Genomic DNA, 26,483 nt, shown 5'->3' on the forward strand with positions numbered 1-26,483 from the left:
GAAATTCTTGATCTACCTGAGCGCGAAAAGCAGTTCATCATGATTTCTACTGCGATGGAGATTGAGCGCAAAACAGACCAGGCCAAGAAAATGGAAAAAGCAAAACGGCGAAGCAAAGGTAGGAGGCGGTAGCACTTGGCAATAGCAACTACTCTTACATTTCAAAATAAGATGTCAAAGCAACTCGCCTCAATCCTCAAGCATATGGGCAGCGTACTCGATGCTTTGGATGATGTTGAAGACGCTGCAACTGATTTTGAAAAGGCGATTGACCATATTGACCACATTCCGATCGTAGACGTTTCAGATGCACTCTCTGATGTTCAAGACGAGGCGATCAAAGCTGCTAAAAAGATTGATCATGTAGACAAGGCTGTAGATGCAGTGAATACAAAAGATATTGGCCGACTTGAAAAGGCGTTGCGTGATGCAGCGAAAGCGGGAGATGAGGCCGCAGAATCTCTTGAACATGTAGAAAAGGTTGCTGGTCACCTAGAGGAAATCGGGGGACTTGCAACTGCAGGCGGTGCGGTTGTTACTGCTGGTTTGTCAGTTGCTGCAGTAGCCGCACATGACATGGATCAAGCACTTCGTATACTTCAAGCGAATGTGGGTGCGACGGACCAAGAAATGATGGGGATGTCGGAGACGGTTAAAGGATTGTTCGCAACTGGTCTCGTGGAGACTCCATTGGAAGCAGCAGAAGCATACGGACGGCTGCGTCAACTCCTTGATGGAACGGATGAGGAGATCGGTAAGGTAGCCGAAGGCGCGCTGGCGCTTGAAAAAGCATCATTCGGAAACTTAGACCAGGCTAGTATTGCGAAAGCCTTGGATATGATGCAGGGTCAATGGGCAACGGATCCCATAAAAGGACTTGACATGATTACCACTGCTTACCAGCGCGCGAGCGATAAAGCAGACGATCTTCTTGACACCATTTGGGAATATGCTCCACAATTCGCGGAGGCTGGACTGAGTGCCGAAAAGATGATGGGGATGTTCGTAGCAGGTGCCGAGGCTGGTGCATTCAACTTCGACAAACTCGGGGATGCCTTCAAAGAATCGTTTGGAGTTCGGCTGAACAAGGCCCTGGATGAAAATGCTCTGGGCGCCCTTGAAAGCATTTTCGGTGAAGACAAACTCTTCGCGATGCTTGATCAAATAAAGGCTGGCGGCAAGGAAGCAGAACAAGCCATTATGGCGATAACCACCGGTATTGCTGCCATTGGAGATGCACGAGTTCAGGATGATGTTTTATCCAGCGTTTTCGGTACCCAGTATGAAGATGTGGGGCGGCAAGCATTGATGGCTATGCTTGATGCAGGGCCGCTTGATAACTTTGCTGGCAAGACTAGTGAAATTGCCAACCAGGTTTCTAATGAGTGGCAGGCGATGGCAAATGAAATGAAGCTGGCTATTGAACCTGTAGGGGACTCAGTGCTGGATGTGGTAAAGCCGATAGTTGGCTTGCTGGCGAAAATCGGAAAGGCTATTGGTAATTTCACGAAGGAGCATCCGTTTATCACAAAGGTGGCCGTTTCGTTCCTGATGGTGGTTGCGGCTCTTGCCATGGTAGTTGGTCCTTTAATATTATTGATCGGAATATACCCCACTTTGGTCGCCGGGTTCATGACATTAACTGGAGTCATGAGTGGATTCGGATTGGCTTCCCTCAGTGCATTATGGCCGATTCTCTTGGTAATAGCAGCTGTAATTGCATTGATTGCTGCCGGTTGGTGGCTTTACGAGAACTGGGACATGGTGAGCGCCTATTTGGTTGCAGCGTGGGAATGGGTCAAATCAGCGGGGATGGCTGTTTGGGATGGACTTACTGCTTATTTTGGGATGGTAATAGATTTTTGGAAAGGAATCTTCACTGCTTTCACTCAGTTCATTACGGGGGACTGGTCCGGGGCATGGGAGACCATTAAAGTAACATTCTTCAATGCTTTTACCACTATCGACAGTTGGTTTGATGGGTGGATTAGTGGTCTGTTTGACAGTGGACAGAAAATAATTACCACGATTGTCGACGGTATTTTGTCAGTGAAGGACAAAGTAGCTGATGCTCTATCAAGTGTATTTGAATGGGCGGATCAGTTCCTCCCTCACTCAGACGCTGACTTAGGGCCGTTCTCCCGGCTAACAGACAGTGGGATGGCGATCCCAGAGACGATGGCGATCGGCGTTGAGGCTTCTGGTGATTTACTGGCTTCAGCAATGGAAAGTTCATTCAGCAAAGTGCCAATCTATACACCTTCACTCGCCAATACAGAAGTTGCTCAGGCAGCGGTTGGGGAACAAAATGCTGGATCAATGTACGTTGATTTTCGCCCAACCATCCAGCTGACACTCCAAAGCAATCGTGTAAACAGCAAAGAGGATCTGGACAGTTTATCTGAAAAGCTTGCAGATACACTTGCCGACAAATTACAGCATGTTTTGGCAGGAACTGGCGCGGTTGTGCTTGAGTAGAAGGGTTTTATTCCAACAAGTAGAATATTTTCTCCAGATACATTTGGAGGTGTTTTGCTTGGGTATTTTTGGGGGGAAAAAGGAAGTTGCAGATCAGGACATGGACATGTTGATTACTACGATCGAGACCATTGACAAGCCTTTTGAGCCGTTAGGTCTGGTGACGGCAACTATCATAAAAGCTCACGATCCTAACCCTGAGGTAATTGCCAAGGAGCTAGCAAAGAAAGCCAAAGAGATGGGTGCCGATGCAATTCTTGGTTTCCGATATGATGTTAGGATAAACGCAATTAATTGGACTGATCAGGTTGGTTACGGAACGGCAGTAAAATTCAAATAATCACGAGGACGCTCTACAGATCGTAGGGCGTCTTTCTTTTTGGAGGTCGGGAGATGAAATTCAAGCATCTGGAGTTTTGGCTAACATGGAACAACAATAGCGAGAAGCTTCGTCTGCCTGTCATCCCGCCAAAAATCTCGGTCAAGATCGGACATAGCTACATCGACATTGAGCTCGTCGCAATTGGGGAAGCCACGATCATCGGAGATCCGACCTTGGAAGAATACTCTTTTTCCACCTTCTGGCCGGAGTCATATGACCCGGGTGTCTGCGACTATGAGGGTTTCCCTTCCCCAGAAGAGTTTGTCGCCACCATGAGGCGCTGGAAAAACTCTGGCTACCCAATACGGTTTACGGTTACAGGAAGTGATATTAACGTCCCGGTGACCATTCGTGATTTCAACTACGAATGGAACGGGTTTGACGTGGACTTCCAGCTGACGCTGAAAGAGTATCGATTCGTCACAGTGGAAAATACGGGCGTGAACATTCTTTTCCAAACAACGGGCAAAGGCAAGCGACCAGACACACAACAAGCCAAGGTTTCAGCAACCAAGAAAAAAGGAGAAAAAGAATCCTTAGTCGACAAGTACCTTTCAAGATGACTGAGCAGAAAGGAGGGGGCCGATGCTTCCGAAATATCATTATGAGGTTCGATTCCAAAAGCCTGGTAGAAAAGCGCTTCGCCTCCCCTTTACAGAAGCAACATGGTCTGGAAGTCGACAGGAGGCAAAACGAACGCTTGCTGTCAAAACAAACAGCGGACGGGACCGGTTCTGGCCAGATATGAATGTGGAGGAGGGAGACCTCTTGGAGCTGATCTCTTATTTCTCAGGTCCTCCACGCTCTCTGTTTACCGGGATGGTTGTGGATTTAGGCGTAACCGCGAAAGGAGACATTAACCCGGTCGCCTATGATTTTGGCTTTTACTTGCTCAATAACGATGTAGCTGTGGTTTCAACGGGCGAGCCTGCCGATCAATTACTGCGGCGCATTTTTGCGCAGCATGGAATTCCCGTCGGGGGTATCGGAGCTATGCCCGCCGTGGAAAAACAAGTAATTCGAGGAAAAAGTGTATGGGAGGCGATAGCGGACATTCTCAACCAAGTGTTTCGCGCCACCGGCATTCGTTACTGGTGTTGGATTGATCAGGGAAAGGTGTACGTCGGAACGCAGCGCGGGCAAACAATTCAGTGGAAGATACAGCAGGGGAGTAATCTACTGAATGCGGAACGCAAACGATCAATCGCAGATATGCGAACGGTTGTAAGAGTGATCGGGAGCGACAGGGAATACCTTTCTGTCGTCCATGATGAAGTAGACGCGGCAAACGCCAAACGGTACGGCAGCCTCGTGAAGGTAATCGAAATCCGGGACGAAGACCGAGGCAATGAGATCGCAATAGCCAGACAAGAGTTACAGAATCTCAGCCGAGTAAAGGAGCAGGCTTCGGTCACATCCTTGGGGATTGATGACGTCATTGCTGGGGCCAAGATTGAAGTCTACGAAGAAATCACAAAACTTCAAGGGGTATTTACCGTTTTCGGCGACAGCCATACGATACGCCCCGGATACCATGAGATGAAGCTTGATTTACAGATGGAGGTGAACGGAAAGTGAACGGATTTCAAAAACTCGCGCATATCCTGTCAGGCTTAGATCAAAAACAAGGAGGGGCAACTGCACCACTTCAAGATATTCGGATCGAACTGGCAACCGTAATCAATCCCCAGCCCAACTTGAAAATCCTGATCGATGGCATGACCGATCCAATCGGCAAGGAGTTTCTTACAGTGGCCGAGCATTTGATGAGGCATAAACGAATTGTCACTATTACGCACCAAGAGAAGGAAGAGCGGGATCTCGGTGACATGACAAGAGAGGACTTTTTGGATACCGATGACCTAGCACCGCCATATACATCGTACAAGCACAGCTATGTGGAGATGCAATTCGAGGATGTTCTCAAGAAAGATGACAAGATACTCGTCTTATCCGTTGGGTCAGCCTACTACATCATCGATCGGGTGGTGCGTGCATGAGCATTTTTCCAGTCTTTCCGGTAGATGAAGAGGGATCTGAGAATGAACGGCGCCCCATTTCCAATGTACTTCGTACGTATAAGTACGACTTCGGGTCAGGGCAGTTCGTGGTACGGCCGGATGGAAAACCAGAAATGATAGAAGGAGAAGAGGCACTACTGCAAAATGCAACAAAAGCTCTCCTTACAGATCGCTACACTTACGAAATCTACTCATCTGACTATGGCCATGAATTGAAGGCGTTAATTCGAAGCGATGGAACGAGAGAGTGGAAGCAAGCGGAGGCCAAGCGTTTGGTTCGCGAAGCACTCGAGTATTTATACGGGATCGAACGCTGCGAAAAATTCTCTTTTCAGTGGGAAAGCAACATATTGAAAATCTTTTTTTTAATTATCACTGAAGAAGGGGTGTTGGAGATGGTGATCGATGTCTGAAACGGATTTAAGCTTTCTGGAAGGCTTGTCCTTCGAACAGATTTTATATGACATGCTTCTCACTGTCCCGGAAGATTTAGATAGAAGCGAGGGCTCGATAATTTACGATGCCCTTGCTCCCATGGCTCTTGCCCTTTTCAAGCACCACCAAGAGCGTGGGAAGATCATCGAACAGGCTTTTGCTGTAACAGCCACGCGGAAGTACCTGGAACTTATGGCAATAGACTACGGCTTAGCTCTGGATGCAAACGAACCGACAGAGGACTTGCGTAATCGAATCTTACGTCATAAGCGTAATCCTGAGCGCGGTGGTGCGCTAGAAGACTATGAGCGCTGGGCGTTGTCCATACCCGGTGTAAACTACGCAAGGGGCCTTAACCTGATACGAGGGATCGGTACAGCTGACCTAGTGGTGGGCGGTACGATCCCTAATTTATTGGAGAGGGTTCGAGAATTAATTGATCGTCTTAAAACGCCTGGCCTCGATATAGTCGTTCGACATGTGAGCAAACAAGTTGTACCCATTGAAGTTGCAGTAACTGGTCTGGACAAAGAAAGAGCTCGACAAACAATACTGACCTATACAAGTTCAATTGGTGTCGGTGGGACCTTGTTCCTCGCGCAAATTTTTGCTGTTTTGGTTGGTGCAGGTGCTACAGACGCTGTGATTCGTCTGCCGACAACTAGCATTACACTACGGCCGGATGCACAAATTGACCCGGTGGTGACGATCCTATGAGCGAAGAGCGAACGAATGCGCTCATGGCAGAGCTGCCTAGCTATTACCGAAAAAGCCGGCATATGAAGGCGATTATGAATGCAGTCTCAGATCATCTACCGGCTGCTAGTGACATCTGGAAAGCATTTTTTCTACATCTCATGTATGAGGATTCATTGAAACTCTGGAGGAGAGAACTAGACGCTGCCGACGACGAGGACTTGCTTGCAAAGCTGAGGGCAACTAACGGAAGAATGACTGTTGAGTCCATCCTTTCTCAAGGATTTGGATTGCAAGAATCTTATCGCCTCATGCCGGAGTCTGGTGTTGAACTTTCAGAGTTTGGAGTGTTGGCTGATGGCTGGGAGTTTTCACCACTAACTTCCGTGATCTATGCGACACCGGAAACCTTGGACGTTGCACGTGGCATCGTAAAATTAATGGGACTTGCTGGATTCCGCTATCTGTTTTCAATCCAGTACATATCTTACGTCAAGGGGCAACAAGGAAGTATCGTTTCCAAACAGACTCGTTTTTTCACAACGAGCAATTACAAAGAGCGAGACGACGAGGAAATCAGCGGGAGAAAGATGGACTCGACCATTAGAAGAACCCAGTATTTATCGTCAATTTGTGATGGACGACGGAAAACATTTTGGTCGCCAAATGTAACATTTCTGGATGATCTCACGTTCATGGACGAAATGTTGGTCGTCCAGCAATCGAAAATTTCAGTAATGCCGTAGGGGGTGTACGGAGTGGGTATCAAATCATCGGACGTGGTCGGGCTGCGAACCTTCCACGCCTACAATTTTCTACACAATGGCAGCATTTTCGTAGGTGCTGGAAAAGACACGCCTTGGGCGGGTACACCCGAGGTAGTGCCAGACCCAGCGTACAACGGGACAATTGAAAAGCTGGTGGCGTTAAAACGGGCCGATCAAGTCAGGTATGCGTTACCTGATCCGAATGGGGACGTCGAGATTACGGCAGGGCAAAAATACCGACTTGTCGACGAAGCAGAAGCAATCGAGAATAATTGCCGCTGGGTGTACGTGCAAGCGTGGTTCAGATACGACCAATTCCCCATCACGACGTACAGGCAGACGGGGGTTTTCGCCAACGTCAAGCTAAAGGAAGGTGTGCCAGCGAACAAGGACGTCGCCTTGCCAGCAGACGTAGAGAATTTTGGCTTTTTCGTCAATCTATCAAACCTTGACCCGGTCGTTCGGGACAAGCAGTCCCGCGAAAGCATCGAGTACATTATCGAATTATAGGGGGAGAGCCATGACGCACTTTAATCGTTTCAATCCTGCCGCCAAGTGGGTCTCTGTCGATTTTAACGGCGGGCGACGACTCCAAAGCGCCGAACTGAACGAAATGCAATCAATTGCGCTTTATCGGGACAAGCAGATCGGGGACATCATCTTCGGGTCGGGCAGCGTGATCGAAGGCGGCGAACTGTATATCAACGCAGAAAAGACCGAATTGCGGATCACTCCCGCCCGAGTGTATCTGGATGGAATCGTCCACGACATTCCTGAAACGACCCTGCCGATTACGGGTGTAGGTGAAGAGGATGTCGGACTGAAAGTTGTTATGACCGAAGTCACCTACGAAGACGACCCCACGCTGCTTGATCCTGCTATTGACCACTCAAATTTCGGGATGCCTGGGGCGGACAGAACGGTCGCGAATCCACAATGGAGCATCAACGATCCGCAGGCCACGCCCATGTACCGACTCATAGATGGGGAACTGGTCACGAATACGATACCACCCGAAATCGACGGGTTCACCCCTATTCTGGCGCGTCGCACATATGACCAAGCTGGGTCGTTTCTTGTGAGTGGAATGGACGGGTATATCGAGCCGAGGGACGAAACTAGCGTAAACCTCGTCATTGACGCAGGGAAAGCATATGTCCTCGGGTATGAATTGTCCCGACTTGTCCCGACACGGATCGCGGTTCCGAAGTCGCTTGATTACCGAACCGTCATCAACGAAACGAAGACGTACACGACGGGAACGACCTTCTACTCGCTGAACTCGAAACCCGTCAAAGAGATCAAGCAGATCACAGCGACAGTCCAACGCACAGACACGATCACTCGCGGGAACATCGGGGGGACGGCTGACACGTTACCGTACACGCCTGTGGTAAACGTCGTGGAAGTAAAGCAAGGCGAAAAGGTATACGCAGCAGGGGTCGACTACCAACATGCGGGTGATACGGTAGACTGGTCACTCAGCGGGGAAGAACCTGCGGGCGGCACAACCTACACAGTGACGTACCAGTACACAAAAATCATGGTGCAGGGTACCGACTACACGCTGGACTCCGATCGCATAAAATGGGGGGCTGCAGCTGACCTGCCTGTGAGCGGGACGACATTCCAAACCACGTATGAATTTTACCTGTCTCGGAAGGACGTCTACTACATCGACGCCAAAAACGAGATCAAAGTCGTTCAAGGGCAACCAGCCGTCATTCCCTTTGCTCCCAACTCGCCGCCTGACGTTTTGGAATTGGGCGAATTGTATTTGCCGCCGAACAGCGACGCCGTGGTTGTATCAAATCGCAAGCCGAAGCGCCTGACGATGCTGGAACTGCGGTCGCTGTTGGATCGGCTGGAACGGGCGGAATACAATCAAGCGATTCAAAGTTTGGACACGGCAGCGCAGCTTTCTGATCCGACTTTGAGCAAGAAGGGTATCTACACCGACAACTTTACAAACTTCGAGCGCAGCGACATCGGGCACCCTGACTTTGACGCAATGATCGACCCCGCAGAAAGAGTTTTACAGCTTCCCATCGAAGGCGAGTTTATCGACATGATCGTTGATGCAACCAAAACAACTGCAAGAATGCATGAACGACTGGTGACAGCTCCATACACGGAAGAAGTCATCATCAGCCAGACGCTTTCCACCCAAACGATGAACCTCAACCCGTATATGGTCTTCGGGAACATCGCAACAATCCGTTTGACTCCATCAAGTGACACATGGATCGAAAAAGAAACCATTACGAAAAAGGTTTGGGGGTGGTGGTCTGACTGGCGGAAAGTGGGTACATCCAAAACGACCACGTCTATCATCCTTGAAGAGGACGTCCCGTTTATTCGCCAGCGAGAGGTTGTCGTGCATGGCGAAGCATTTGAGCCGTTGAGTGACAATATCAAAGCGGAGTTTGACGGCGTTCCTGTCGATCTTATTCCTATGGGGACGACGGCTGCGGGAACGGTGCCTGGGACGATCAGAGCTGACGGGCTGGGTAGATTCCAATGCAAGTTTACGATCCCGCCAAATATTCGGTGCGGGACTCGCGAAGTGTACTTTTATAACGAAATTTAAGGGGTGGGACTATGGCGATCCAGAACGAAGCGAGAGCGTCGTATACAGCCGTCGGTACGAAACAAGTCATTGAACAAACCTTCTGGCAGATCCCATCATGGCGACTGTATGACCCGCTCGCACAAACCTTTCTGTTGACGCAAGAACGATACGTCACAGCTATCGACTTGTACTTCGGGGAAAAAGATACGAACGCAGACGTCACGGTTCAAATTCGCGCGGTAGCCAATGGTTATCCGTCCATGACCATCCTGACGTCGACCGTGGTCAATGCAAAGGACATCCAAGTTTCAACGACTGGAACGGTCGCTACACGGGTACGGTTCCCCGATCCGATCCTACTGCAAGCCAACGTCGAGTATGCGATTGTTCTGCTTACGCCGTCATCGAAATATCGCGCACACGTTGCAAAGATGGGCGAAAAGGACTTGATCTCGGGTAAGGTCGTAGCCAAACAACCATACGACATCGGCCTTTTGTTCTCGTCTTCCAACGCATCGGCATGGACGGCACATCAGGACATGGACTTGAAGTTCAATTTGATCGGAACGAAATTCGTGCAGCAGGAATCGTATCTGTATTTCCAGAAAATGACCGCAGATCGGGCGGCTCAAATTGTACTTACCGTTTCGCAAATCGTACCGAAAGGTGCCGAAATTCAATGGCAGTTTTCGTCTGACGGTGAAACGAACTGGTTTGCGCTGGACGACACGAGTGTTACGGCGATCGGTTACACGACAGACGAGATTCATGTCCGCGCTGTATTCAAGCCGGGGACATCTTCTGCCGTCGTGCAGGCCGCTTGCGGCGCGTTCCCACTGTCATACAAGGACAGAGGAACGTATGTTAGTCGCGAGATCACTACACCGACGAGATTTACAACGATCACGGCATACGTCGAGATGAACACGCCGTCGGGCACCGATCAAATCGTCGAATACTCGCTGAATGGCGTGGATTGGGAAGGATTCGGAACGGCGGTGTCGTCTCAACAGATCGACCAAAACTTCATCCAACTAAAATTCGTCGCAAACGTGCCTACGTCTACGCGAGCAAGGATTCGCATTCGCCAGCTATCGTCTTCACGTCTGATCACGCCAAGGGCGCGTAATCTAATGGTACACCTTACGTAAGCATTTCAAATCAGAAAGGAGTGATCAAGCATGGCGGTAACAAATCCGAATCGGATCGTGCTTGACATTCTCCAGCCCGATTCGCTGCAAGAGGGCGCGGAGAAGATCAATGACTCGTTTGATTTTTATGACCAAAAACTAACCTCACAAGAAGACTTGCAAACAAGCATCTGGAACTATATCACTCTGGTAGAAACAGAAGTAGGCGAGAACGAGAGACAGCTTATGCAGCACGAAGAAAGAATCACCAACGCCGAAGGGACTTTGACCACAACGACCGCGACGGCAAATGTCGCCAAGCAAAAGGCGGACGCCAATGCCGTGACACTCGCGAACCTGACACGACGTCCTTTGTACACAATACGCTCAGACAAGGACGAAAACGGCATTTTTCGGCGCATTGAATATCGGCGTAGCGTTGACGGAATTCTCGTAAGATCGACTGTCCTGTCTGAACCTGACGACGAAGGCAGGTACACAAAAAGAACGGTGAGGGTGCTTGGTGACGATGGCAAATATTACGAGTACATCAGAACATTGAGGTATGACGCTGACGGCGATTTCGAGCGCGAAGACCCCTAAAGAAAGGCGGCTGACCACATGGAAGACTTATACCTACACGGGATTGTCGGCGGGAATAAAGGCGAAAGCGATCTGAACATCATTCACAAATTGACGACACTTTCAACCCAAAACAAATTCAACGCTGTCAGGGTACATTCTGGCTTGAGCGCCGTTTATAAGTACGGCATGAGCGCGGAACAAGCGGCGACGTTCAAGCTACCGAGAGCGGGAACAATAGGGGATGGGATAACGGGAGTAAAGGCGGCAAACGTCGGTCTGGACGGCTCAGGAAACGCCTTGATCCTGCTTGTAAACCAAGACTCGGGCGGTATCCAACTCCGCGCTTGCAAAATAACGACCCGTGGTACTCTTCAATACGGAGCGTCAGAGTATCTTTCGGGGTGGACGTGGGGAACATCAACATACCAGTATTTGGACATGATTTCAATGGACAGCAACAAAAGGGTGCTGCTGGTCGGACGGAAAGGCTCTTACGTAACGGCCTTGGTGGTCACGGTCGATAATTCCTTGCAACTGTCATACGTCGAAAGCGTAAGCTCGATTGCACAAAGTCATTTGTACAATCCGACGGTTATTTACGGCGGAATGACGGGTAGGTACATCGTGGCGTATCGGAACGGTAGCGGTCACGCTTATGCGTTCGGTATGAATGTGAGCAGCAGTAACATCGTGACTTTTTCGTCCGCAACACTCATCAGCAGCGCTTATACTACGTACCAGTGGGCGAGAGGGGTGACGATGACTAGCCCGTATGGTGCAATTGTCGTCTTTACTACAAGCGGCACACAAACGACGTTTACTCAAATCACCATTTCAACGGCTACAACGCCGACACTTACCATGAACAAGACGACGCACGTTTCGTCGCTCCTACTCGGTGCAAATACAATGTGTGTTGTGGATAGCCCTCGTCCGTACCCTGACGGAGTCACGAAAAGAATCGTGGTTGTAGGGAAAAAAACCGCGAATGAACTGATCATGTTTCCGATTAACTTCACCACAAACTCGGGATTCACGGTGCCTTCATCTGCGGATATACCTGTTTTGCTTCATGTGTATGGGCAGGGCGACATTGTGGGGTGCGAAATCCTCCCCGTTGGGGAACCTGACGGCTCGCTCGTTTTGCTGTGTGTCTACACCGTAGGAGCAGCGCAATACTTTTTGTACGACTTGGCGACGGTGCTGGTTGATGAGCCATGGGTAAAGCCGTCTCTTTCGCCGAAAGGAAAAATGGTTTACTTGACTACGGCGTCGTTTACAAACAGGGCTGCTACACCGTTTACATGCACCTCAGTATCGGACAGGAATTTCCGCATCGTAGACGTCTACCCTGACGGCACATCAGAGTTATCTATTTCGACAATGGCACTCAGCCATGCGAGAGGCGTGTTGGGTAGGTATGTAGAAGACGATTACCGACCCATCGGGATTTGTTTGGACTCCAACACGACAGCGACGGGGCAGGTGCGAGTGCAGTTTCGCGGGATCGTCAAGGGCGTGTCGGTGGTTCCAGGCTCTAAATATTACATCGACGAAAACGGGAACCTGACAAGGAGAGTGACCCCATGGATGGCAGGGATCGCTATTTCCTCGGATGAATTACTCATCCGAAAGGCTTTTTTCGAAGGGGGTATGAAATGATGGAAACCATCAGGAAAAGGTACCCGATAGTAGGTAGCGGCGGGCATGAAGGGGCAGAAGTAGCGACGCTGATGACGAATGGAAATGTATGCGCAAAAAGAAGGAACACGCTCGACGGTTTGGTAACAACCAACACAACGGAAGTCATACCATATCGCATCAATACCCCCGTGCCTTTCAGTGAGGTTGCCGGGATTATCGGTTATCAACATATCGGTTCAGTGGTTTCAATGAGTACCGATAAGATGATCCATTTTGTCGCTACAAGCAACGGCGTTAAGTATAGTGTCTTCGATAAGACAACGGGCTTGATCGGAACGGGTGGGGCGCTGGAAGTCGGAGGGAAAACGGGGATAACACATGTATTTGCAATCAAGTGGAGCGAAACAGAGGTTGCCGTATTCTACGCGCAAGCTGGGCAGACTGCCGGCGCCAGCCAATTTATTGAGTACGGATTGTACAATGTAGACTTCTCGACAGGGGCGCTAGTAAATTCGGCTATCGTTCCTGTCCGTTCGGGCAACGTACACGCACCACGATTCTTGCGAATGGGGAGCCGAGAAGTGTATATCGACTTTGTGAACAACAGCACCAAGGAATTAAACGCCCTGCTCGTAAATAACGGCACGGTGGGAACGGGATACAGATACCCGCAAGAAAGCGGTTATGGATACCACCTAACATACGGGCATGGCAGGGGCGTTTGTCTTGGTTCGGGTAGGAATGTAATCACTATGTCGAGAACGGACGCCCCGCACACATGGAAGATATGGAAAGTGACTGTTAATTCCACGGGTACAATAGCCGCATATGCGCCAACCAGCGACCCGATCATGGCAGACGCAAATTATGTTACCCTCGCAAGGTTATCGGGCGACAAGGTTGTTGCGCACAACTGCGACAACAGAGATTTCGCACTTAGGACGTACCTGACTTATATCGATATGACGAACGCCGCCACCCCTGTAATTTCCGCCCCCGTGGAAGTGCAAAGTTTCATGTCGCAATACAAACAAGATCTGGTGACGACTTCACTGGGTGAAAAGTTGAACTCCCACTTGATATTCCAATTGAACCCTTCTGCCGATCGACAGACCATGCCCATCGTCGTCGAACTGGGACAAAACAAAGTGGCGTTGGTCGGTCAGGCGAGCAGATACGAAGGCGGAGAGTATCAGGGAACTACACGTTTTTCAAGTACGCAAGGGTATGTACTTGCGCTAGTGATTGAATTATCGGAGGACGGCAAAGGCATCGTCGTTTATGACCCATTCCCGCTTATTTACAACAGCGGAAACGACGATCAGCAAACCATCGACATTCAGCCAGCAGAGGGCGGTGGGTATGTTTATTACCACGGGCACTACACGAAAAACATGCAAGCTGGTTTTTTCGATGCGTCTCTGTTTGATGCGGGGATAGACATCGGTTTGTTTGGCAGTAAATCCGACAAGCACACATACCTGAAAGGAATGGTACCTCACGGTTACACCAGCAACGGTTTCCGGCTAGGTATGACACTATATTACTCCACGAGCACTTCATTTCCAATTACATCAGCCAGCGAATCGGTCGGAGTCCCTAATGTGCGTCTCGGAGAAGCCATCGACAATTCAAACATGTACATGCCTGATTTTTTGGGATTCAAAATCAAATAAGGGGGTTACTCACATGTATATTATCTTCCGGAAAAAAGACGGGCTGGTCATTGGAACGGCTCAACAAATCGAAGTGGACATCGAAAATAATGGATTCGTAACCGACGGCGGGCTGGTTTTCTATGCGGGCGCGAGCGAACTGGATTATCGAGAGATCACCGAAGAACTGCCAGCAGACGTCACAACGGGGAAGTATCTGTACCAAATCGAAAATGGACTCGTAATAAATCCTGACTATGTGCCATACATCTCGCCTGAAGAAGAGGTTAAGGAGTTGAAAAAGCGACTTGAAGCGACAGAAGACACCCTATTGCAATTACTTCTCATGCAAACGTAACTGTAATAATGTCGAAAGGATGGTGAGGTAAAATGTTTGCTTTCTTGCTGAATATGTGGATCAGACGTAAAGTTACGTCGGCAGACTTACAAAAGATGGTTGAAAGACAGCCGCCTTTCATTAGCCAAGACGAATACAAGAAAATCGTCTCCTTACCACAAGAGTAATATCACTAGTTGTAATACCTTTCCAAAGCGGAGGGTTTTTTTTATGACATAAAAACAAGCAGCCCGCCCCGAGCCGACCGGGGCTATTTTTATTGCCCCGTGGGGGTGAGAGGAAGATGAGCGATGAAATTTCTACAGAGTCTTGAAAACGTGGCGACACCGGCTAATGGCTGGGCAGCGGCAGCCGGGGCAACCTTGGCTCCGATCCTGCAGTATCTTTACGGGAGTAACCGTCAGGATATCCTCATGGTATTACTACTGATGATCGTACTAGACTGGGTGACCGGAATTTACGCTGCAAAGAAGGACAATACGTATTCATCTGAGTATGGCCTGAGCCGGATCCCGCGCACTCTTTTCCTGGTTGCCTTGCCAGCCGTGGCAAACATGCTTGACCGGGTGATAGGGACGCCAGGCTTTCTCTTCTTCGGCGTGACATTCGGCTTGATCTACCACACATGGACGAGCCTGACAGCCAATGCAGCGCGCGCCGGATGGCCCGTGCCGGAGGCTATCGTTAACCTGGTCAGTTCGGAGATCAAGGCGAAGGCAGAGCGTGCTGCGAGAAAGGAGTCGAAATAAACATGCAAATCACAGAAATGCTACTCACGAACAAAAATGCACGTCCGGGCACCCGTATTACACCTCGAGGCCTTGTCATCCACTGGACAGCGAATGAAAAAGTGGGAGCAGATGCAGTAGCAAACAGGGGGTACTTCAATAAGCCGACGACGATTGCCAGCGCACACTACATCGTCGACGACAAGCAAATTGTCCGCTGCCTACCGGAAACCGAGATGGCGTACCACGTCGGTGCGAAAACGTACAAAGCAGAAGCGCTGGTCAGGCTCAGCTCGTATCCCAACAACTGCACGATCGGCATCGAGATGTGCGTCAACCAGGATGGCGACTTCCGGGCAATGTACGAGCGAACGGTGGTGCTGACAGCCGATATTTTGCAGCGATATGGCTGGACCACAGATAACCTGTGGCGACACTTCGATATCACTGGGAAGAATTGCCCGGCTTACTTTGTCGCGGACGACTATGCCCGCCGATTTACCGGCCTGACGGCAGCGCAAGCATGGGAAAAGTTCAAAGATGACGTGGAGCTTTTGCTCAAGGGAAAACAACAAGACCCACACAAAGCTGTGGATACGTGCAGCGTGCAAGTTGTCCGGGAGGCAACGGGTTTCCTTGAAAACGGCGTGTCGTATGTACCGGTGCGAGCGGTGGCCGAAGCGGTAGGTGGAGTAGTGGAGTGGGAGCCACACAGCAAAAAGGTGCGCGTAAACGGCAAGGAGATCGTTACGCAGATCGAGGATGGTACTGCGTACGCCGCTGCGCGCGAGTTGGCGATGGTGCTTGATCTGCAAGTGGAGTGGGATGGTGCGAACAAAACCCTGATTTTGAAAGGTGGTCTGTAGTATGGATTGGTTCGTACAAACAATGATATTTTTTCAGGAGTGGTGGCCGGCGTTGGCCCTACTCCTTTTTGTTTTTCTTGGCCATGCTGCAGACCTGTTCCCGAAGCTGAGTTTACGCGCGAGGTTGAGCAGTGCTTTCTGCAGGTAACGGAGTACCCAAACCTGTACGAACAGTACGTCATCCACTGCTATGACAGACTGCCTCCGAGGATTCGGGCCGATGTCGCGGTGATTGGTGGGAAACGGGCGTGGTCATGGTTGGTGAAGGTGGGGTATGCGTATCTCAGGAGAAAGCAGAAAAGCGAATAATCAAAATAAAGCCCTTCACCGGTCTCGCGTTGAAGGGCTTTAAATTTTTATAGAAAAAGTGACATAGTGGTTATCCTAATGTATTATAAAAGTAGTATCCGTGGAGGGAGGGTTCAAAAATGGTTTCGGTTTTTACGGTTGCTAAGTATTTTTTGACACGAAGTGTCCCGAATACTGATAAAGCTATAACTCACCTTAAACTCCAAAAGCTGGTATATTATGCCCAAGCATGGTACTATACATTATTTGATAAGGCGCTTTTCAATGAAGAAATTGAAGCGTGGGTGCACGGACCAGTTTGTCCCCCGTTATATAATTACTATAGGGACTATGGCTTTGACATTATTAAAAAACCTAATGATCCCGATGAAACCTTATTAGTAATAAACTCTCATAAAAATGTAAAAGCAGTGCTTGAATTTGTGTGGGACCTTTACGGTACACACACTGGAAAAGAGCTGGAGGATTTAACTCATCGTGAAGATCCTTGGAAAAACGCGAGAAAAAATATAGGTCAGTATGAGCATTCAAACAACATAATTACTCTTGAGAGTATGAAAAAATATTATAGAAAGTTTTTATCAGGAGTAAAGTAATATATTTATTACTTTACTCCTTTTTTCTGAAGGGGAGTTTTTATGGGTGATATCATAAATCAAATTATTACATTATACGAATCGTCGAATACATTTGTATATTTGCTAATAGTGCTTATTCTGCGTTTAATGCTAGTTTTAAATCGAAGGTACGATTTAGGCAATAAAATACTACGCTTCGTGCAAAAAGTTCCTAATTGGGCAACCGTATTTAAGAATACAATAAATAAAGGATTAATATTAATACTTCTTATCATAGTACAAGTTACCTTAACTATTCGTTTCATAACGGCATCTATAGGGAAATTTTTAATTAATCGGACATTTTGGGGGCTTACCTTTCTGTTCGGTTTTATTATTCTGCTTTATTGGGTTTCTGGATTTGTATCATTTAAGTATATTCTATTGTTTTTTTACCTATTCAATCCATTATCTCCCGATGATCAACTAGTGTTGAAGATTATCACAAATATCACCAACGTAATTGGTATTTCTTTACCGATAAGTATTACTCTTTATGTTTTTGCATTCCGAGAGCAAAAAGCTTCATCAGTTAGCGGTATTTATTCCAGAAACTTGTCTTTAATTATCTTTGTACTAATTTCAGTTATTATGATCCCTTACGGAAAATTTTTAGTGCATTCCATGGTCCCAGATGTTGCAGATGGGCAATTTAACTCGACGTACTTACATTCAGGAAGAATAACAACTTGGTTAATATTGGCTGCTATAGCGGTAGTGTTTGGTGCCAGGATGTTAAAAGAAACAATTAGAAGCGTAAACATTCGTTGGTTACTCCACGACATAAATATGGAAATTAATGATTCAATATTTAAGATGCTCTTTGCTTGGACTAAGAAACAAAGAGTGACATTATATCCAACCTGTCACATGTATATTGAAAGTCTTTATCAGTTGTTTACCATTGCGAGCGAAAAAAATATGAATGAGGTGTATGATGATAACTATAAAAAATGGACTGGAATATTGGCTAAATTATTTCAATCTCCCAGATTGGATTTTGTAGATAGTACTACGAGATACGAGTATTTATTATCAAAAGAAAAAAGCGGGTTCCAATCATTGTATAAATCTATACTAAGAAACCACATCTCTCTAATATTAAGTTTATCGAAGAATAATAAAGTTGAGGAAGCGCATAACGCTATTAAGACTTTTTTTGAATTGGTTCCTCGTTCAGAAGAGCTCTATTCTATATATTTAACAAGCCTACATGAATTATCGGTTTTATTAGCAGATGATAATGTGATTGGCATCCATCCGATTTTGAATGAAATTGAACAAATTTCAAGCAACTCTGATTTCAAAAATGGGTTAGTCTTCATATACAAGGCTCTACTGATTCGTGCTGTTCAAAAAAATGATGTAAAAGCAATCTCCAGTTTTGCCTACTCACTATCCAAGTGTATTGAAAAAGAGGAGTTCTCGCTTACAAAGGAAAGTGTAGACCAAGCTATAGACAAATTAAAAAATTCACTTGGTCAAAAAATTACTTCAAACAACTTCACTCAAACCAGTAGTATAGTACGTAATAGTACGCTTGAGAATGCTGGGATTTTTGTATTATTACAGGCTGCACTAAAAAGTATTGAACTAGCACATTATTCATCTACAGGATTTCTCATAAAATTCATGGTTACTAATTATGACCCAAATATTTTTAATTTTACCTTCAAGAGGTTTTGTAAACATAAGGGGGCTAACAATCCTTTTATTAGTCAGCGACAAGAATATTCAAAAATAAATGTCTCTTTTAATTTCAATGATAAAACCTTAGAGTACTGTACTAAGAAACTTGTTATTTTAGTTTATGGTCAACAGATGTACGTAAAAGAAAAAAATATAGATTTCGGCTATGTCCCGAACACATTCATAGAAGAAAGCCTTGCATCTTGTTCATATCTAGACCATCTACTTGACAATATTAAAAAAGTTGGAGACAAATACGGATTTAATTTTACTATTGATGATAAGCTTACTGAGGGTTTGAAAAAAAATGAAATTCAAACGTCTCCTAAATAGAAAATGATTGATTATCTTATCTTCCCTATACTTTAAACCTCCTCTTTTCTTTGATTCAGTACAGGAACGTCCTAAAAAATGTTTGTACACACCCACTCGAATATGGTGGGGTTATTTTTTAGTTGAGTAACGAACGTGTGTTTGTGTATAATCTGAACAAATGTTCTGATCTGGAGGAGAACAGTGTGATATTGTACCAATCTCAAAATCAGCAGCAGAAAGTCAAAATCATTTACCTAGGAAGAGCGGGACAGACGACTCAGAGAAAGATACGGCCGCTCGTTATAACGAACGGTCGGTTAAAAGCGTACTGCCTCACAAGGCAAGCGCCGCGAGTCTTCATCATTGCCAACATTCTTGCTGTCGAACCGGTGGTGAACAGGCATGCTGTCTGATATCGAGCACAAGGTGCTCCGGGTGATCGCCGATTACTCTGTGGGGCGACGTCGGACACCTACAGTTGACGAGCTGAGTATTAAAACGGGACGTACCCGCGGCGGGATCGTGGAAGTGTTTGAAGTTCTGAAGCGTGAGGAGTACATCGAAGGGGACCGCATGCAGCCGGACAAAATTGAGATGCTCGAAGCTTGGGAGAGAGGAGTGAATCACCAATGGAAAATAAGATAGCAAACATGTGGACTGCGTCCCGTTTTGTCCTGCCCGAGCAACGCGAGCTGTATCTGCAACATCGTGAAGACGCAAAGCTGGTAAAGATGCCGGTGCTTGAGCAGGATGAGTTGGAGTCATTTCATTACATCATTCGCGACTCTGCAAGGGAGGATTACGCGATCACAGTGACCTGGTGGCAGCCGGTAAAGGATGATCTGGGAAAAACCTGCAGCATGTGGGGTGTCGTAAAGTGGATTGATCCTCAGGCCCGGAGCATGAAACTGATCAACGACGCTGAAAGTCAATGGATTTCGATAGATTTGATTGTAGATGTCCTTCCTTCTTAATAGGGACTATATGATTTTACCTTCCTGCGTTAAAATGGATAAAAATACTAGGAAGGGTGTTAACATTGAGGAAACTGAAAATTGCTTGGTGGCTAGTGCCTCTACTGGTCTTATCATTGGTTGGTACCGCGGTGGCTACATCAATTACAAGTAAGACAGCCGACAACAAATTGGAATGGGCTTTTACTAAGGCCGATCAAAACCCTGAGCAACTACTCATAAGTGTGATCAATGGTGCTCAAACTCAATTGGACATAGCGATTTATAGCTTGACACATCCTGACATCGTTGCTGCGATTCGCGATGCGAAAAAACGTGGAGTAAACGTCCGATTGATTACTGACAAGCAGCAGGCAGGAGGACAATCTCAAACGGAAGCATTGAAAATCTTAGGAAGTGCGGGGGTTCCGACCAAGATTAATGCTCACAGTGGCCTGATGCATCTTAAGGTCGTTGTTGCGGATAAAAAGGTAGCAACTATCGGTTCCTTCAACTTTTCAAAAGCTGCCAGCACAACAAATGATGAAGTGCTCATGGTACTGCGCGATGAAGCTGTAGCAATTTCTTTTGCAGAAGAGTTTGAAAGAATGTGGAACAATACACAGAAGTTCCAGTCAGTAGAGTATCGGATCGCTCAACCTGCCCCTGCTTCTTCATCTGAAAGCAAGCCAGCTCAGGCTCAGCCTCCAGTGAATCAAACTACTAGTCCCCAGACAGCAGTACCTTCTGCCGCTAAAGGATGCGAAAAACCTGCGATCAAAGGAAATAAAAACTCGATGATCTATCACGTTCCAGGTGGCCAGTCTTATGATAAAACGACTGCAAATGTAGAGTTGTTCTGTACAGAGGAAGAAGCACAAAAAGCTGGATATCGTAAGGCACAAAGATAGTTTCCTGAAAAACCCGTCATTTTGGCGGGTTTTACTTCTCTATACATGGGTTATTATGAGGGCAGGAGGGTTGCTTGTGTGTGGACGATTCACTCTCATTACTGAACCAGAGAAGATATTGGGGCGCTTTCGGATACAACAAATGCAATTTGACCTGCAGCCACGCTACAATATCGCGCCGGGTCAACTCATACCAGCTATCATCGAAGACCGAGGAGAGCGCCGGATTGGACAACTCAAATGGGGGCTGGTTCCATCCTGGGCGCAAGACGAGAAGATCGGTTATAAGATGATCAACGCTAGAGCTGAGACATTGCAAGAGAAGCCAGCCTTTAAACGACTTTTTGAACGGAAACGCTGCATCATACCTGCGGATGGCTTTTATGAATGGCAGCAGCGCAAGTCTGGCAAGCAGCCAATGAGGATTATGATGAAAAGTGGAGAGATTTTTGCGTTTGCCGGCCTGTTTGATACATGGACAAGACCGGACGGCCAAAAAGTCCACAGCTGCACGATCTTAACGACCAAACCAAACGAGGTTGTCAAAGACATCCACGATCGCATGCCCGTAATCTTACGCCAAGAAGATGAAGCGATCTGGCTTGATCGAGAACAGTTCGATGCTGACCTGCTACAATCATTACTGGTTCCGTACGATCCAAAAGAAATGAGAGCATATCCAGTACCAACTTTGGTAGGAAACCCCAAAAACGATGTGCCGGATTGCATTGAAGAAATTTCTGCTCAAGCATGATGATCACAATGCACTTCGCTACACTACAGCACCGCCCAAGCAATGTTTGCGAAAGTACCCTCACAAAAAACAGCCCTTTTCCTGTACGGTGAAGGGCTGTTCTTCCTTATAGAATGTCTACTTTTCCAGTATCTTAAGATAGTCCTTTAGTATCTGCATGTACTTATCTGTAGGAAAATACTCATCTTTTTCCCACCCCTGGATCATTCGAGGGCTCAAACCCAAAATATCGCCCAGCTCTCTCTTTGTATGTCCATGATACAAGCGCGCTTTTTTGATTTGCTGGCCAAGAGTATCTTCTGGAAGGCCTTCAAAACAGCCAAGGTAGGCGATCGACACCTCCAATGCTGCAGCCAACTTTCTGAGATTCGCTGGGGTTACGGATGTCTTGTTCTGTTCTGCCATTCGTAGAGACACGACACTGAGACTTGTGGCTTTAGATAGATCGACTAGCAGCATGTTTTTCTTACGTCGCGCACAACTGATTCGTCCTCCAGGTGTACCATCATCCGGCAATGCAGAAGACTGTGAAGCTTCTTTATGAATAGAGATTCCCAAGTAGTTATCCTCACCCTTGTCCGTGCGGCTTCTACGGCACGCGCGACCAGCAGGAGTGCTCATGTACGCCGCAGCAGGTGCAAAAATACCGTTCCAAGCTGTCCGGACCGCTGTTGGACCGGATTGATCTGCATCTGGAGGTGCCGCGCGTTCCCGTGGAGCTGTTGCACGAGCGAAAAGAGGAGGAGCCTTCCGCGGCCATTGCGAAGCGCGTTGAGCACGCGCGGGCGATCCAACTGGGGCGTTTTCGCTCCCGTACGACCTTTCCATTTAATAGCGGTATGGGTGGAGACGAGTTGCGACGGTATGCACGCTTGGAAAAAGAAGGACAGGAGCTGTTGCAGCTCGCTTTCGAGCGACTGGGCCTGAGCGCTCGCGCCTACGACCGGATCGTCAAGGTTGCGCGGACGATTGCCGATCTCGACCAGTCCGAGCGGGTGGAAGCAGCCCACGTAGCCGAAGCGATTCGCTACCGGGCGTTGGACCGTATGGTGATGGGGTGAGTAGTCTGAACATAGGCTGTATTCGAAATTTCGGACGCCTGGACAACATGTCTCCCGGGGAAGGTAAGGTGGCATATTGTTGCCATCTTGTAGATGGCATACCGAGCTCATTCGCTTTGTAGTTTGCTATTTTCCTATCCTAGCCTTATCTCTGTCGACTTGTTCCTGGGACCTGAGTGTCGGGTACGGTATCACCACCTCCTACGAAAACCTCCGATGAAACTTCCAGACAAGACCCATAAACAAGACGTAGCCAAAAAAGGAATAGATGTGCCGCCAATCGCTGCTGTGTACAAACCATCCCATCGCTTCCGAAAACTGTTCGGCATACGCGGCAATGATGCCAAACAGCAAGATCGCGAACCCTCTTTGCCATCTGCGCATGCGCTGCAAAAGAGCGAGGCAAAATGCCGTGACGAGCGGCAGGACGAGCAGTGTAAAGCCGATATGAATCTCAAACAGCTCGGGAAAGGGGCGTACAGGAAAGGAATACAGCTTTTGTTTGACGCAAATGAGGTCCAGGTAGGTTCCCAGCCACGATGCGAAGATCATCGACGGCAGGTAGGTTGGGCGTCTAGCGCTTGCGGATCGTGGTTTGCGCCAAGACCGCGAGCTCGATTTGCGCCGCGCTCCCGGTCGCAGTCTTCCGTTTGCTGTTCGTTTGAGATACGGGATTCCCGGGATGGACACTTTGACGTCATGGAACAAATGGGGCCAGTAATCCTTGCGGGAGCCGGTGTGCGGATTCGCTTCAGCCCAGCGCAATGCGCCTTGCAAGACGTCGGAGCGACCAAACAGCAGTGCGTACAACCGCTTCCCGAGTCGGATGCGTTCGTGGAGGGAGGCAAAGTGCTGCAGTGTTTGTCCGACCAGATACAGCTCCTCGCTGCCTTCCTGGTAGCAAGGAAAGAGTATCTGATTCAAGCGCAGCAGGTCCTGCAGCTTGAATTCGAGCGTATGCAGAACGGTTTTTTGATAGTGGGGATTTTGAATAGCCCGTTTTTCCAGGTAGTTTTGCTCGTTTATAATCATGCCGATCGCCAAAAGCGCGCGATCCCCCGTCTTCCAGAACTGGTCCCAGATGGCTTCCATGAAGACGGATACGCCGAAGCACGGCAAGAGATAAAACAGGTTTGTCTTTTTGCGCAGGCTTTCTTCGTACAGCAGACATTGCGGATAGACGTCCTGAAAAATCAGCCAGTTGCCGCGCTCCAAAAACTGAAAAAAATCGTTCTGCTCTGATTCAGATAGCAGGCGAGACAGCAGCTCTCCCTTCAGATCGGTCATGTTCCAGCCGCCGTTTCGCGATACCATGTGTCCCAGAAAAGCCCAGTGGATCTCGGGATGACGTCTGTAGTAGTCGTAATATGCCATCGTGCGCGTCACGTTGTTTCGGTTGCACAGTCGCGTGCGCTCCCTGATTTGCAAGATAAGCTGCCGGTCCGCATCCGATAATTCCGACATATTTGCAGCGAGTCTGGCTTGCCGTTTTCGCTTCTTGTTTACTTCCCTACGAATGGTGTACAGCATTGCCATGCGGCGAAAGGGGATATTCATGCGTGCCCTCTCCTATTCTGAACCGTTTGTGCGCATGTGCATAACGAGGGAATAGGCAGGAATATTGGGGGAAAAAAGTTGTGGCTGATCATGAATGAAAGAGTGGAATCAGAGAATGTCCAGCTCGTCCAAGTATTGCAAAGCGCCAATCTGCCGGCGTAGCGTGGTGTTCTTTCATGGAAAAGCAGGCCGCTGACCAATGTGTATATGATCATCTTATTGTGCAGTTTGCAAAATGATGACGCAGAGTTGATCCGTGTGGTTTGTCGCAGCAACCTGCCGCCTTCCAGGAAAGCCTGGGCAATTACGTGGATGAGAACTCAGTGGGGTTGTCAGGTGGGTTTTCCTTCCATTATCATAGTTACCGGTATGTGCGACCCTTGCTTGATCTTGCACAAGATCATAGGAAGTACGGGTGACAAAAGACATGTCGCAATCTGTTGTCCGCTTTCTGGGGGATCAGCGGTCTACAGGCGAGAGCGAGGGTCGGACACTAGCGAAGGTCGGACACTAATGCGGCTCTTGCGAACTGATCGTAATCATGTAAAACAAAAAATTCGGGCAGTCGTTCGCGTCCCACGGACGGCAGTATTTCAGCGAGACGGATGTCATTCCTTGCTGGATCGCGTACAACGTAAACACCTGATGCCCGCTTTGTCCGACGCGAACAGTGGAGCGGGCGGAGAGTACGCACGCGAAAGCAGTCCCAGATAGCGGGGGTCCAACGGATTGGAAAGCTCCCATTGATACCCGGTGCTCGGATTGGATTCCAGCGAGAGGGAAAAGATTTGTCCCGCTCGGACGGTGACAGCATGTATGGCGGTGGATGCCATCGTCGTATCACCCTTTCTTTTGTTGTCGGTATATTTGTCATACGATATGTCTGCAGAGAAATTTTGTTTACGGGAAGGCAAGGCGATGGATGGGTAGTGGAACAGCCGCTGGCATGACGAGCGGCTGTTTGTTTTTCGTTCACACATCTTCTTTCCTGCGTGCAAAAGAGGCTGTTTGTCCCTGCAGATCATCGTACAAATTTTCGACAAAGGAATTAGTATGATTTGGAAGGAAAAATGCCCGGTAGTGCCGAATGAGTAGGAACAAAGGCGCAATATGTCGAACAAATCCACTTTTCTTCTAATCTGATGGGCCTACATATTCGGCTGGGCAGGTGTCGGGAATGACCAGGCACTCGCCTGGACAACGGATCTGAATGTACAGGCTACCTTTGAGGAAAGGGACAGGACTACTGATGGAAAACTTCACGGAATACTTTATAAAAAAAGAATATTACCATGTATTCCAGCCCATTTGCAGCCTTCCAGGGAGTGAGAGCATAGGCTTTGAGGCTCTGCTGCGCAATCGGGCGGGGACAAAACCGGATCTTTTGTTTCAAGCAGCGATGAAAAAAAGGGAGCTCCCTGCATTGGACATGCATTCTCTTTATTTTGCGGTATCTGCTTTTTTTCACTCGCCCTTCGGTACTGGGAACAAGCTGTTGTTCGTCAATCTCTTTCCGTCGACGATCGTCGCGGAGTCATTCCCTGCCTGGATAGAGCAAATTGTTCGAGACTTTTCTTCCATGACCAACCGGATCGTAGTGGAAATCAATGAATCCGTGAAGGAAGAAGAGATTTGGGGCGAACCTTTGTTCATGGAGCGAATCGCATACTTGAGGGAGAAGGGATTTTTAATTGCGCTTGACGATGTCGGCGAAGGAACGATTACGTTTCGCAAAATGCTGGATATGTCGCCGGATTTTATTAAGATAGACCGCTACTTTTCCCAGCAGTTGGCCGAGTCAAAAAGGAAGCAAAAAGTGGTTCGACTGTTTGTGGAATATTGCAGAGACGAAGCCCGGCTCATCCTCGAAGGGATTGAGCAGTCGGCTGATGTCGCATGCGCCTTGGAGCTGGGCGTCGTGTACGGACAAGGATACGTACTGGGCAAACCAAAAAGACTCGACGACTCCGTCATGGTGCATGGATGATTTGGAGGTATAG

The 26,483-nt window shown here is 48.0% G+C and carries 29 protein-coding genes and 1 pseudogene; 26 read left to right on the forward strand and 4 right to left on the reverse strand.

Annotation, left to right across the window (positions count from 1 at the left end; all coding sequences use genetic code 11):
- Positions 1-135 precede the first annotated feature (135 nt).
- From ACAF76_RS08435 to ACAF76_RS08545, 23 genes are all read left to right on the forward strand, one after another.
- Positions 136-2,478 (forward strand): phage tail tape measure protein, encoded by a 2,343-nt coding sequence (locus ACAF76_RS08435; protein WP_400162925.1) that lies wholly within the window; start codon positions 136-138, stop codon positions 2,476-2,478.
- 58 nt (positions 2,479-2,536) lie between these two features.
- Positions 2,537-2,818, forward strand: coding sequence for a heavy metal-binding domain-containing protein (locus tag ACAF76_RS08440; protein ID WP_400162926.1), 282 nt, complete (start codon positions 2,537-2,539; stop codon positions 2,816-2,818).
- Between the two features lie 53 nt (positions 2,819-2,871).
- Complete coding sequence (locus ACAF76_RS08445; RefSeq protein WP_400162927.1) at positions 2,872-3,423, forward strand: hypothetical protein; 552 nt, start codon at positions 2,872-2,874, stop codon at positions 3,421-3,423.
- A gap of 22 nt (positions 3,424-3,445) precedes the next feature.
- The gene (locus tag ACAF76_RS08450) at positions 3,446-4,438 is read left to right on the forward strand and encodes an XkdQ/YqbQ family protein (RefSeq protein ID WP_400162928.1); all 993 of its coding nucleotides are present in this window, start codon (positions 3,446-3,448) and stop codon (positions 4,436-4,438) included.
- Positions 4,435-4,860 (forward strand): DUF2577 domain-containing protein, encoded by a 426-nt coding sequence (locus tag ACAF76_RS08455; RefSeq protein WP_400162929.1) that lies wholly within the window; start codon positions 4,435-4,437, stop codon positions 4,858-4,860. The genes ACAF76_RS08450 and ACAF76_RS08455 overlap by 4 nt, the downstream gene beginning before the upstream one ends.
- On the forward strand, positions 4,857-5,294 hold the full coding sequence (locus tag ACAF76_RS08460) for a DUF2634 domain-containing protein (protein WP_400162930.1): 438 nt from the start codon (positions 4,857-4,859) through the stop codon (positions 5,292-5,294). Before ACAF76_RS08455 ends, ACAF76_RS08460 begins: the two co-directional genes overlap by 4 nt.
- Positions 5,287-6,033, forward strand: coding sequence for a baseplate J/gp47 family protein (locus ACAF76_RS08465; protein ID WP_400162931.1), 747 nt, complete (start codon positions 5,287-5,289; stop codon positions 6,031-6,033). The genes ACAF76_RS08460 and ACAF76_RS08465 overlap by 8 nt, the downstream gene beginning before the upstream one ends.
- Positions 6,030-6,758: a hypothetical protein gene (locus ACAF76_RS08470; protein ID WP_400162932.1), complete on the forward strand. Its 729-nt coding sequence runs from the start codon at positions 6,030-6,032 to the stop codon at positions 6,756-6,758. The genes ACAF76_RS08465 and ACAF76_RS08470 overlap by 4 nt, the downstream gene beginning before the upstream one ends.
- A gap of 12 nt (positions 6,759-6,770) precedes the next feature.
- Positions 6,771-7,289 (forward strand): hypothetical protein, encoded by a 519-nt coding sequence (locus ACAF76_RS08475; RefSeq protein ID WP_400162934.1) that lies wholly within the window; start codon positions 6,771-6,773, stop codon positions 7,287-7,289.
- Positions 7,290-7,299: 10 nt separating this feature from the next.
- A complete protein-coding gene (locus tag ACAF76_RS08480) occupies positions 7,300-9,369 on the forward strand; it encodes a DUF4815 domain-containing protein (RefSeq protein WP_400162935.1) in 2,070 nt (689 codons plus the stop codon).
- A gap of 11 nt (positions 9,370-9,380) precedes the next feature.
- Complete coding sequence (locus ACAF76_RS08485; protein WP_400162936.1) at positions 9,381-10,502, forward strand: hypothetical protein; 1,122 nt, start codon at positions 9,381-9,383, stop codon at positions 10,500-10,502.
- Positions 10,503-10,532: 30 nt separating this feature from the next.
- A complete protein-coding gene (locus ACAF76_RS08490) occupies positions 10,533-11,084 on the forward strand; it encodes a hypothetical protein (RefSeq protein WP_400162937.1) in 552 nt (183 codons plus the stop codon).
- An 18-nt stretch (positions 11,085-11,102) separates the two neighbouring features.
- Positions 11,103-12,728, forward strand: coding sequence for a hypothetical protein (locus ACAF76_RS08495; protein ID WP_400162938.1), 1,626 nt, complete (start codon positions 11,103-11,105; stop codon positions 12,726-12,728).
- On the forward strand, positions 12,725-14,386 hold the full coding sequence (locus tag ACAF76_RS08500; RefSeq protein ID WP_421617684.1) for a hypothetical protein: 1,662 nt from the start codon (positions 12,725-12,727) through the stop codon (positions 14,384-14,386). The genes ACAF76_RS08495 and ACAF76_RS08500 overlap by 4 nt, the downstream gene beginning before the upstream one ends.
- A gap of 13 nt (positions 14,387-14,399) precedes the next feature.
- Positions 14,400-14,723, forward strand: coding sequence for a hypothetical protein (locus ACAF76_RS08505; protein ID WP_400162940.1), 324 nt, complete (start codon positions 14,400-14,402; stop codon positions 14,721-14,723).
- A 290-nt stretch (positions 14,724-15,013) separates the two neighbouring features.
- Positions 15,014-15,472, forward strand: coding sequence for a holin family protein (locus ACAF76_RS08510; protein WP_400162941.1), 459 nt, complete (start codon positions 15,014-15,016; stop codon positions 15,470-15,472).
- 2 nt (positions 15,473-15,474) lie between these two features.
- Complete coding sequence (locus ACAF76_RS08515) at positions 15,475-16,317, forward strand: N-acetylmuramoyl-L-alanine amidase (protein WP_400162942.1); 843 nt, start codon at positions 15,475-15,477, stop codon at positions 16,315-16,317.
- Between the two features lie 428 nt (positions 16,318-16,745).
- Positions 16,746-17,222 (forward strand): Panacea domain-containing protein, encoded by a 477-nt coding sequence (locus ACAF76_RS08520; protein WP_400162943.1) that lies wholly within the window; start codon positions 16,746-16,748, stop codon positions 17,220-17,222.
- Positions 17,223-17,264: 42 nt separating this feature from the next.
- Positions 17,265-19,265 carry a hypothetical protein gene (locus ACAF76_RS08525; protein WP_400162944.1) on the forward strand — a complete coding sequence of 667 codons (2,001 nt, stop codon included), beginning with the start codon at positions 17,265-17,267 and terminating at the stop codon, positions 19,263-19,265.
- 384 nt (positions 19,266-19,649) lie between these two features.
- A complete protein-coding gene (locus ACAF76_RS08530) occupies positions 19,650-19,892 on the forward strand; it encodes a hypothetical protein (protein WP_400162945.1) in 243 nt (80 codons plus the stop codon).
- Positions 19,877-20,221: a YolD-like family protein gene (locus ACAF76_RS08535; RefSeq protein WP_400162946.1), complete on the forward strand. Its 345-nt coding sequence runs from the start codon at positions 19,877-19,879 to the stop codon at positions 20,219-20,221. The genes ACAF76_RS08530 and ACAF76_RS08535 overlap by 16 nt, the downstream gene beginning before the upstream one ends.
- Before the next feature lie 65 nt (positions 20,222-20,286).
- Positions 20,287-21,111: a phospholipase D-like domain-containing protein gene (locus ACAF76_RS08540; protein WP_400162947.1), complete on the forward strand. Its 825-nt coding sequence runs from the start codon at positions 20,287-20,289 to the stop codon at positions 21,109-21,111.
- A 76-nt stretch (positions 21,112-21,187) separates the two neighbouring features.
- Positions 21,188-21,865, forward strand: a complete 678-nt coding sequence (locus ACAF76_RS08545) for an SOS response-associated peptidase (protein ID WP_400162948.1) — start codon at positions 21,188-21,190, stop codon at positions 21,863-21,865.
- Positions 21,866-21,982: 117 nt separating this feature from the next.
- Here ACAF76_RS08545 and ACAF76_RS08550 read toward each other — a convergent pair whose 3' ends face one another.
- Positions 21,983-22,423 carry a helix-turn-helix transcriptional regulator gene (locus ACAF76_RS08550; RefSeq protein ID WP_400162949.1) on the reverse strand — a complete coding sequence of 147 codons (441 nt, stop codon included), beginning with the start codon at positions 22,421-22,423 and terminating at the stop codon, positions 21,983-21,985.
- 26 nt (positions 22,424-22,449) lie between these two features.
- Here ACAF76_RS08550 and ACAF76_RS08555 point away from each other — a divergent pair.
- Together ACAF76_RS08555 and ACAF76_RS08560 are read left to right on the forward strand one after the other, a co-directional pair.
- Positions 22,450-22,569, forward strand: a pseudogene (locus ACAF76_RS08555) (ATP-binding protein); the annotation flags it as partial.
- 9 nt (positions 22,570-22,578) lie between these two features.
- A complete protein-coding gene (locus ACAF76_RS08560; protein ID WP_400163062.1) occupies positions 22,579-22,926 on the forward strand; it encodes an ATP-binding protein in 348 nt (115 codons plus the stop codon).
- A 201-nt stretch (positions 22,927-23,127) separates the two neighbouring features.
- On the opposite strand, the gene ACAF76_RS08565 is transcribed toward ACAF76_RS08560, so the two are convergent.
- The 3 genes from ACAF76_RS08565 to ACAF76_RS08575 form a co-directional block, all read right to left on the reverse strand.
- Positions 23,128-24,483 (reverse strand): CBO0543 family protein, encoded by a 1,356-nt coding sequence (locus ACAF76_RS08565; RefSeq protein WP_400162950.1) that lies wholly within the window; start codon positions 24,481-24,483, stop codon positions 23,128-23,130.
- A 510-nt stretch (positions 24,484-24,993) separates the two neighbouring features.
- The gene (locus ACAF76_RS08570) at positions 24,994-25,125 is read right to left on the reverse strand and encodes a hypothetical protein (protein WP_400162951.1); all 132 of its coding nucleotides are present in this window, start codon (positions 25,123-25,125) and stop codon (positions 24,994-24,996) included.
- Positions 25,092-25,508 (reverse strand): protease inhibitor I42 family protein, encoded by a 417-nt coding sequence (locus ACAF76_RS08575; RefSeq protein ID WP_400162952.1) that lies wholly within the window; start codon positions 25,506-25,508, stop codon positions 25,092-25,094. Before ACAF76_RS08575 ends, ACAF76_RS08570 begins: the two co-directional genes overlap by 34 nt.
- 224 nt (positions 25,509-25,732) lie before the next feature.
- Between ACAF76_RS08575 and ACAF76_RS08580 the strand changes: the two genes are divergently transcribed.
- On the forward strand, positions 25,733-26,470 hold the full coding sequence (locus ACAF76_RS08580) for an EAL domain-containing protein (RefSeq protein ID WP_400162953.1): 738 nt from the start codon (positions 25,733-25,735) through the stop codon (positions 26,468-26,470).
- Positions 26,471-26,483 lie beyond the last annotated feature (13 nt).

Origin of the sequence: Brevibacillus sp. TJ4, from assembly GCF_044627595.2 — a bacterium.
Taxonomy (GTDB): domain Bacteria; phylum Bacillota; class Bacilli; order Brevibacillales; family Brevibacillaceae; genus Brevibacillus.

Bases quoted from the DNA above. Each gene is read 5' to 3' on its own strand.
- ACAF76_RS08445 (WP_400162927.1), top strand. From the start codon at position 2,872: ATGAAATTCAAGCATCTGGAGTTTTGGCTAACATGGAACAACAATAGC.
- ACAF76_RS08450 (WP_400162928.1), top strand. From the start codon at position 3,446: ATGCTTCCGAAATATCATTATGAGGTTCGATTCCAAAAGCCTGGTAGA.
- ACAF76_RS08460 (WP_400162930.1), top strand. From the start codon at position 4,857: ATGAGCATTTTTCCAGTCTTTCCGGTAGATGAAGAGGGATCTGAGAAT.
- ACAF76_RS08465 (WP_400162931.1), top strand. From the start codon at position 5,287: ATGTCTGAAACGGATTTAAGCTTTCTGGAAGGCTTGTCCTTCGAACAG.
- ACAF76_RS08470 (WP_400162932.1), top strand. From the start codon at position 6,030: ATGAGCGAAGAGCGAACGAATGCGCTCATGGCAGAGCTGCCTAGCTAT.
- ACAF76_RS08480 (WP_400162935.1), top strand. From the start codon at position 7,300: ATGACGCACTTTAATCGTTTCAATCCTGCCGCCAAGTGGGTCTCTGTC.
- ACAF76_RS08485 (WP_400162936.1), top strand. From the start codon at position 9,381: ATGGCGATCCAGAACGAAGCGAGAGCGTCGTATACAGCCGTCGGTACG.
- ACAF76_RS08490 (WP_400162937.1), top strand. From the start codon at position 10,533: ATGGCGGTAACAAATCCGAATCGGATCGTGCTTGACATTCTCCAGCCC.
- ACAF76_RS08495 (WP_400162938.1), top strand. From the start codon at position 11,103: ATGGAAGACTTATACCTACACGGGATTGTCGGCGGGAATAAAGGCGAA.
- ACAF76_RS08500 (WP_421617684.1), top strand. From the start codon at position 12,725: ATGATGGAAACCATCAGGAAAAGGTACCCGATAGTAGGTAGCGGCGGG.
- ACAF76_RS08505 (WP_400162940.1), top strand. From the start codon at position 14,400: ATGTATATTATCTTCCGGAAAAAAGACGGGCTGGTCATTGGAACGGCT.
- ACAF76_RS08510 (WP_400162941.1), top strand. From the start codon at position 15,014: ATGAAATTTCTACAGAGTCTTGAAAACGTGGCGACACCGGCTAATGGC.
- ACAF76_RS08515 (WP_400162942.1), top strand. From the start codon at position 15,475: ATGCAAATCACAGAAATGCTACTCACGAACAAAAATGCACGTCCGGGC.
- ACAF76_RS08520 (WP_400162943.1), top strand. From the start codon at position 16,746: ATGGTTTCGGTTTTTACGGTTGCTAAGTATTTTTTGACACGAAGTGTC.
- ACAF76_RS08525 (WP_400162944.1), top strand. From the start codon at position 17,265: ATGGGTGATATCATAAATCAAATTATTACATTATACGAATCGTCGAAT.
- ACAF76_RS08530 (WP_400162945.1), top strand. From the start codon at position 19,650: ATGCTGTCTGATATCGAGCACAAGGTGCTCCGGGTGATCGCCGATTAC.
- ACAF76_RS08535 (WP_400162946.1), top strand. From the start codon at position 19,877: ATGGAAAATAAGATAGCAAACATGTGGACTGCGTCCCGTTTTGTCCTG.
- ACAF76_RS08565 (WP_400162950.1), bottom strand. From the start codon at position 24,483: ATGAATATCCCCTTTCGCCGCATGGCAATGCTGTACACCATTCGTAGG.
- ACAF76_RS08575 (WP_400162952.1), bottom strand. From the start codon at position 25,508: ATGATCTGCAGGGACAAACAGCCTCTTTTGCACGCAGGAAAGAAGATG.
- ACAF76_RS08580 (WP_400162953.1), top strand. From the start codon at position 25,733: ATGGAAAACTTCACGGAATACTTTATAAAAAAAGAATATTACCATGTA.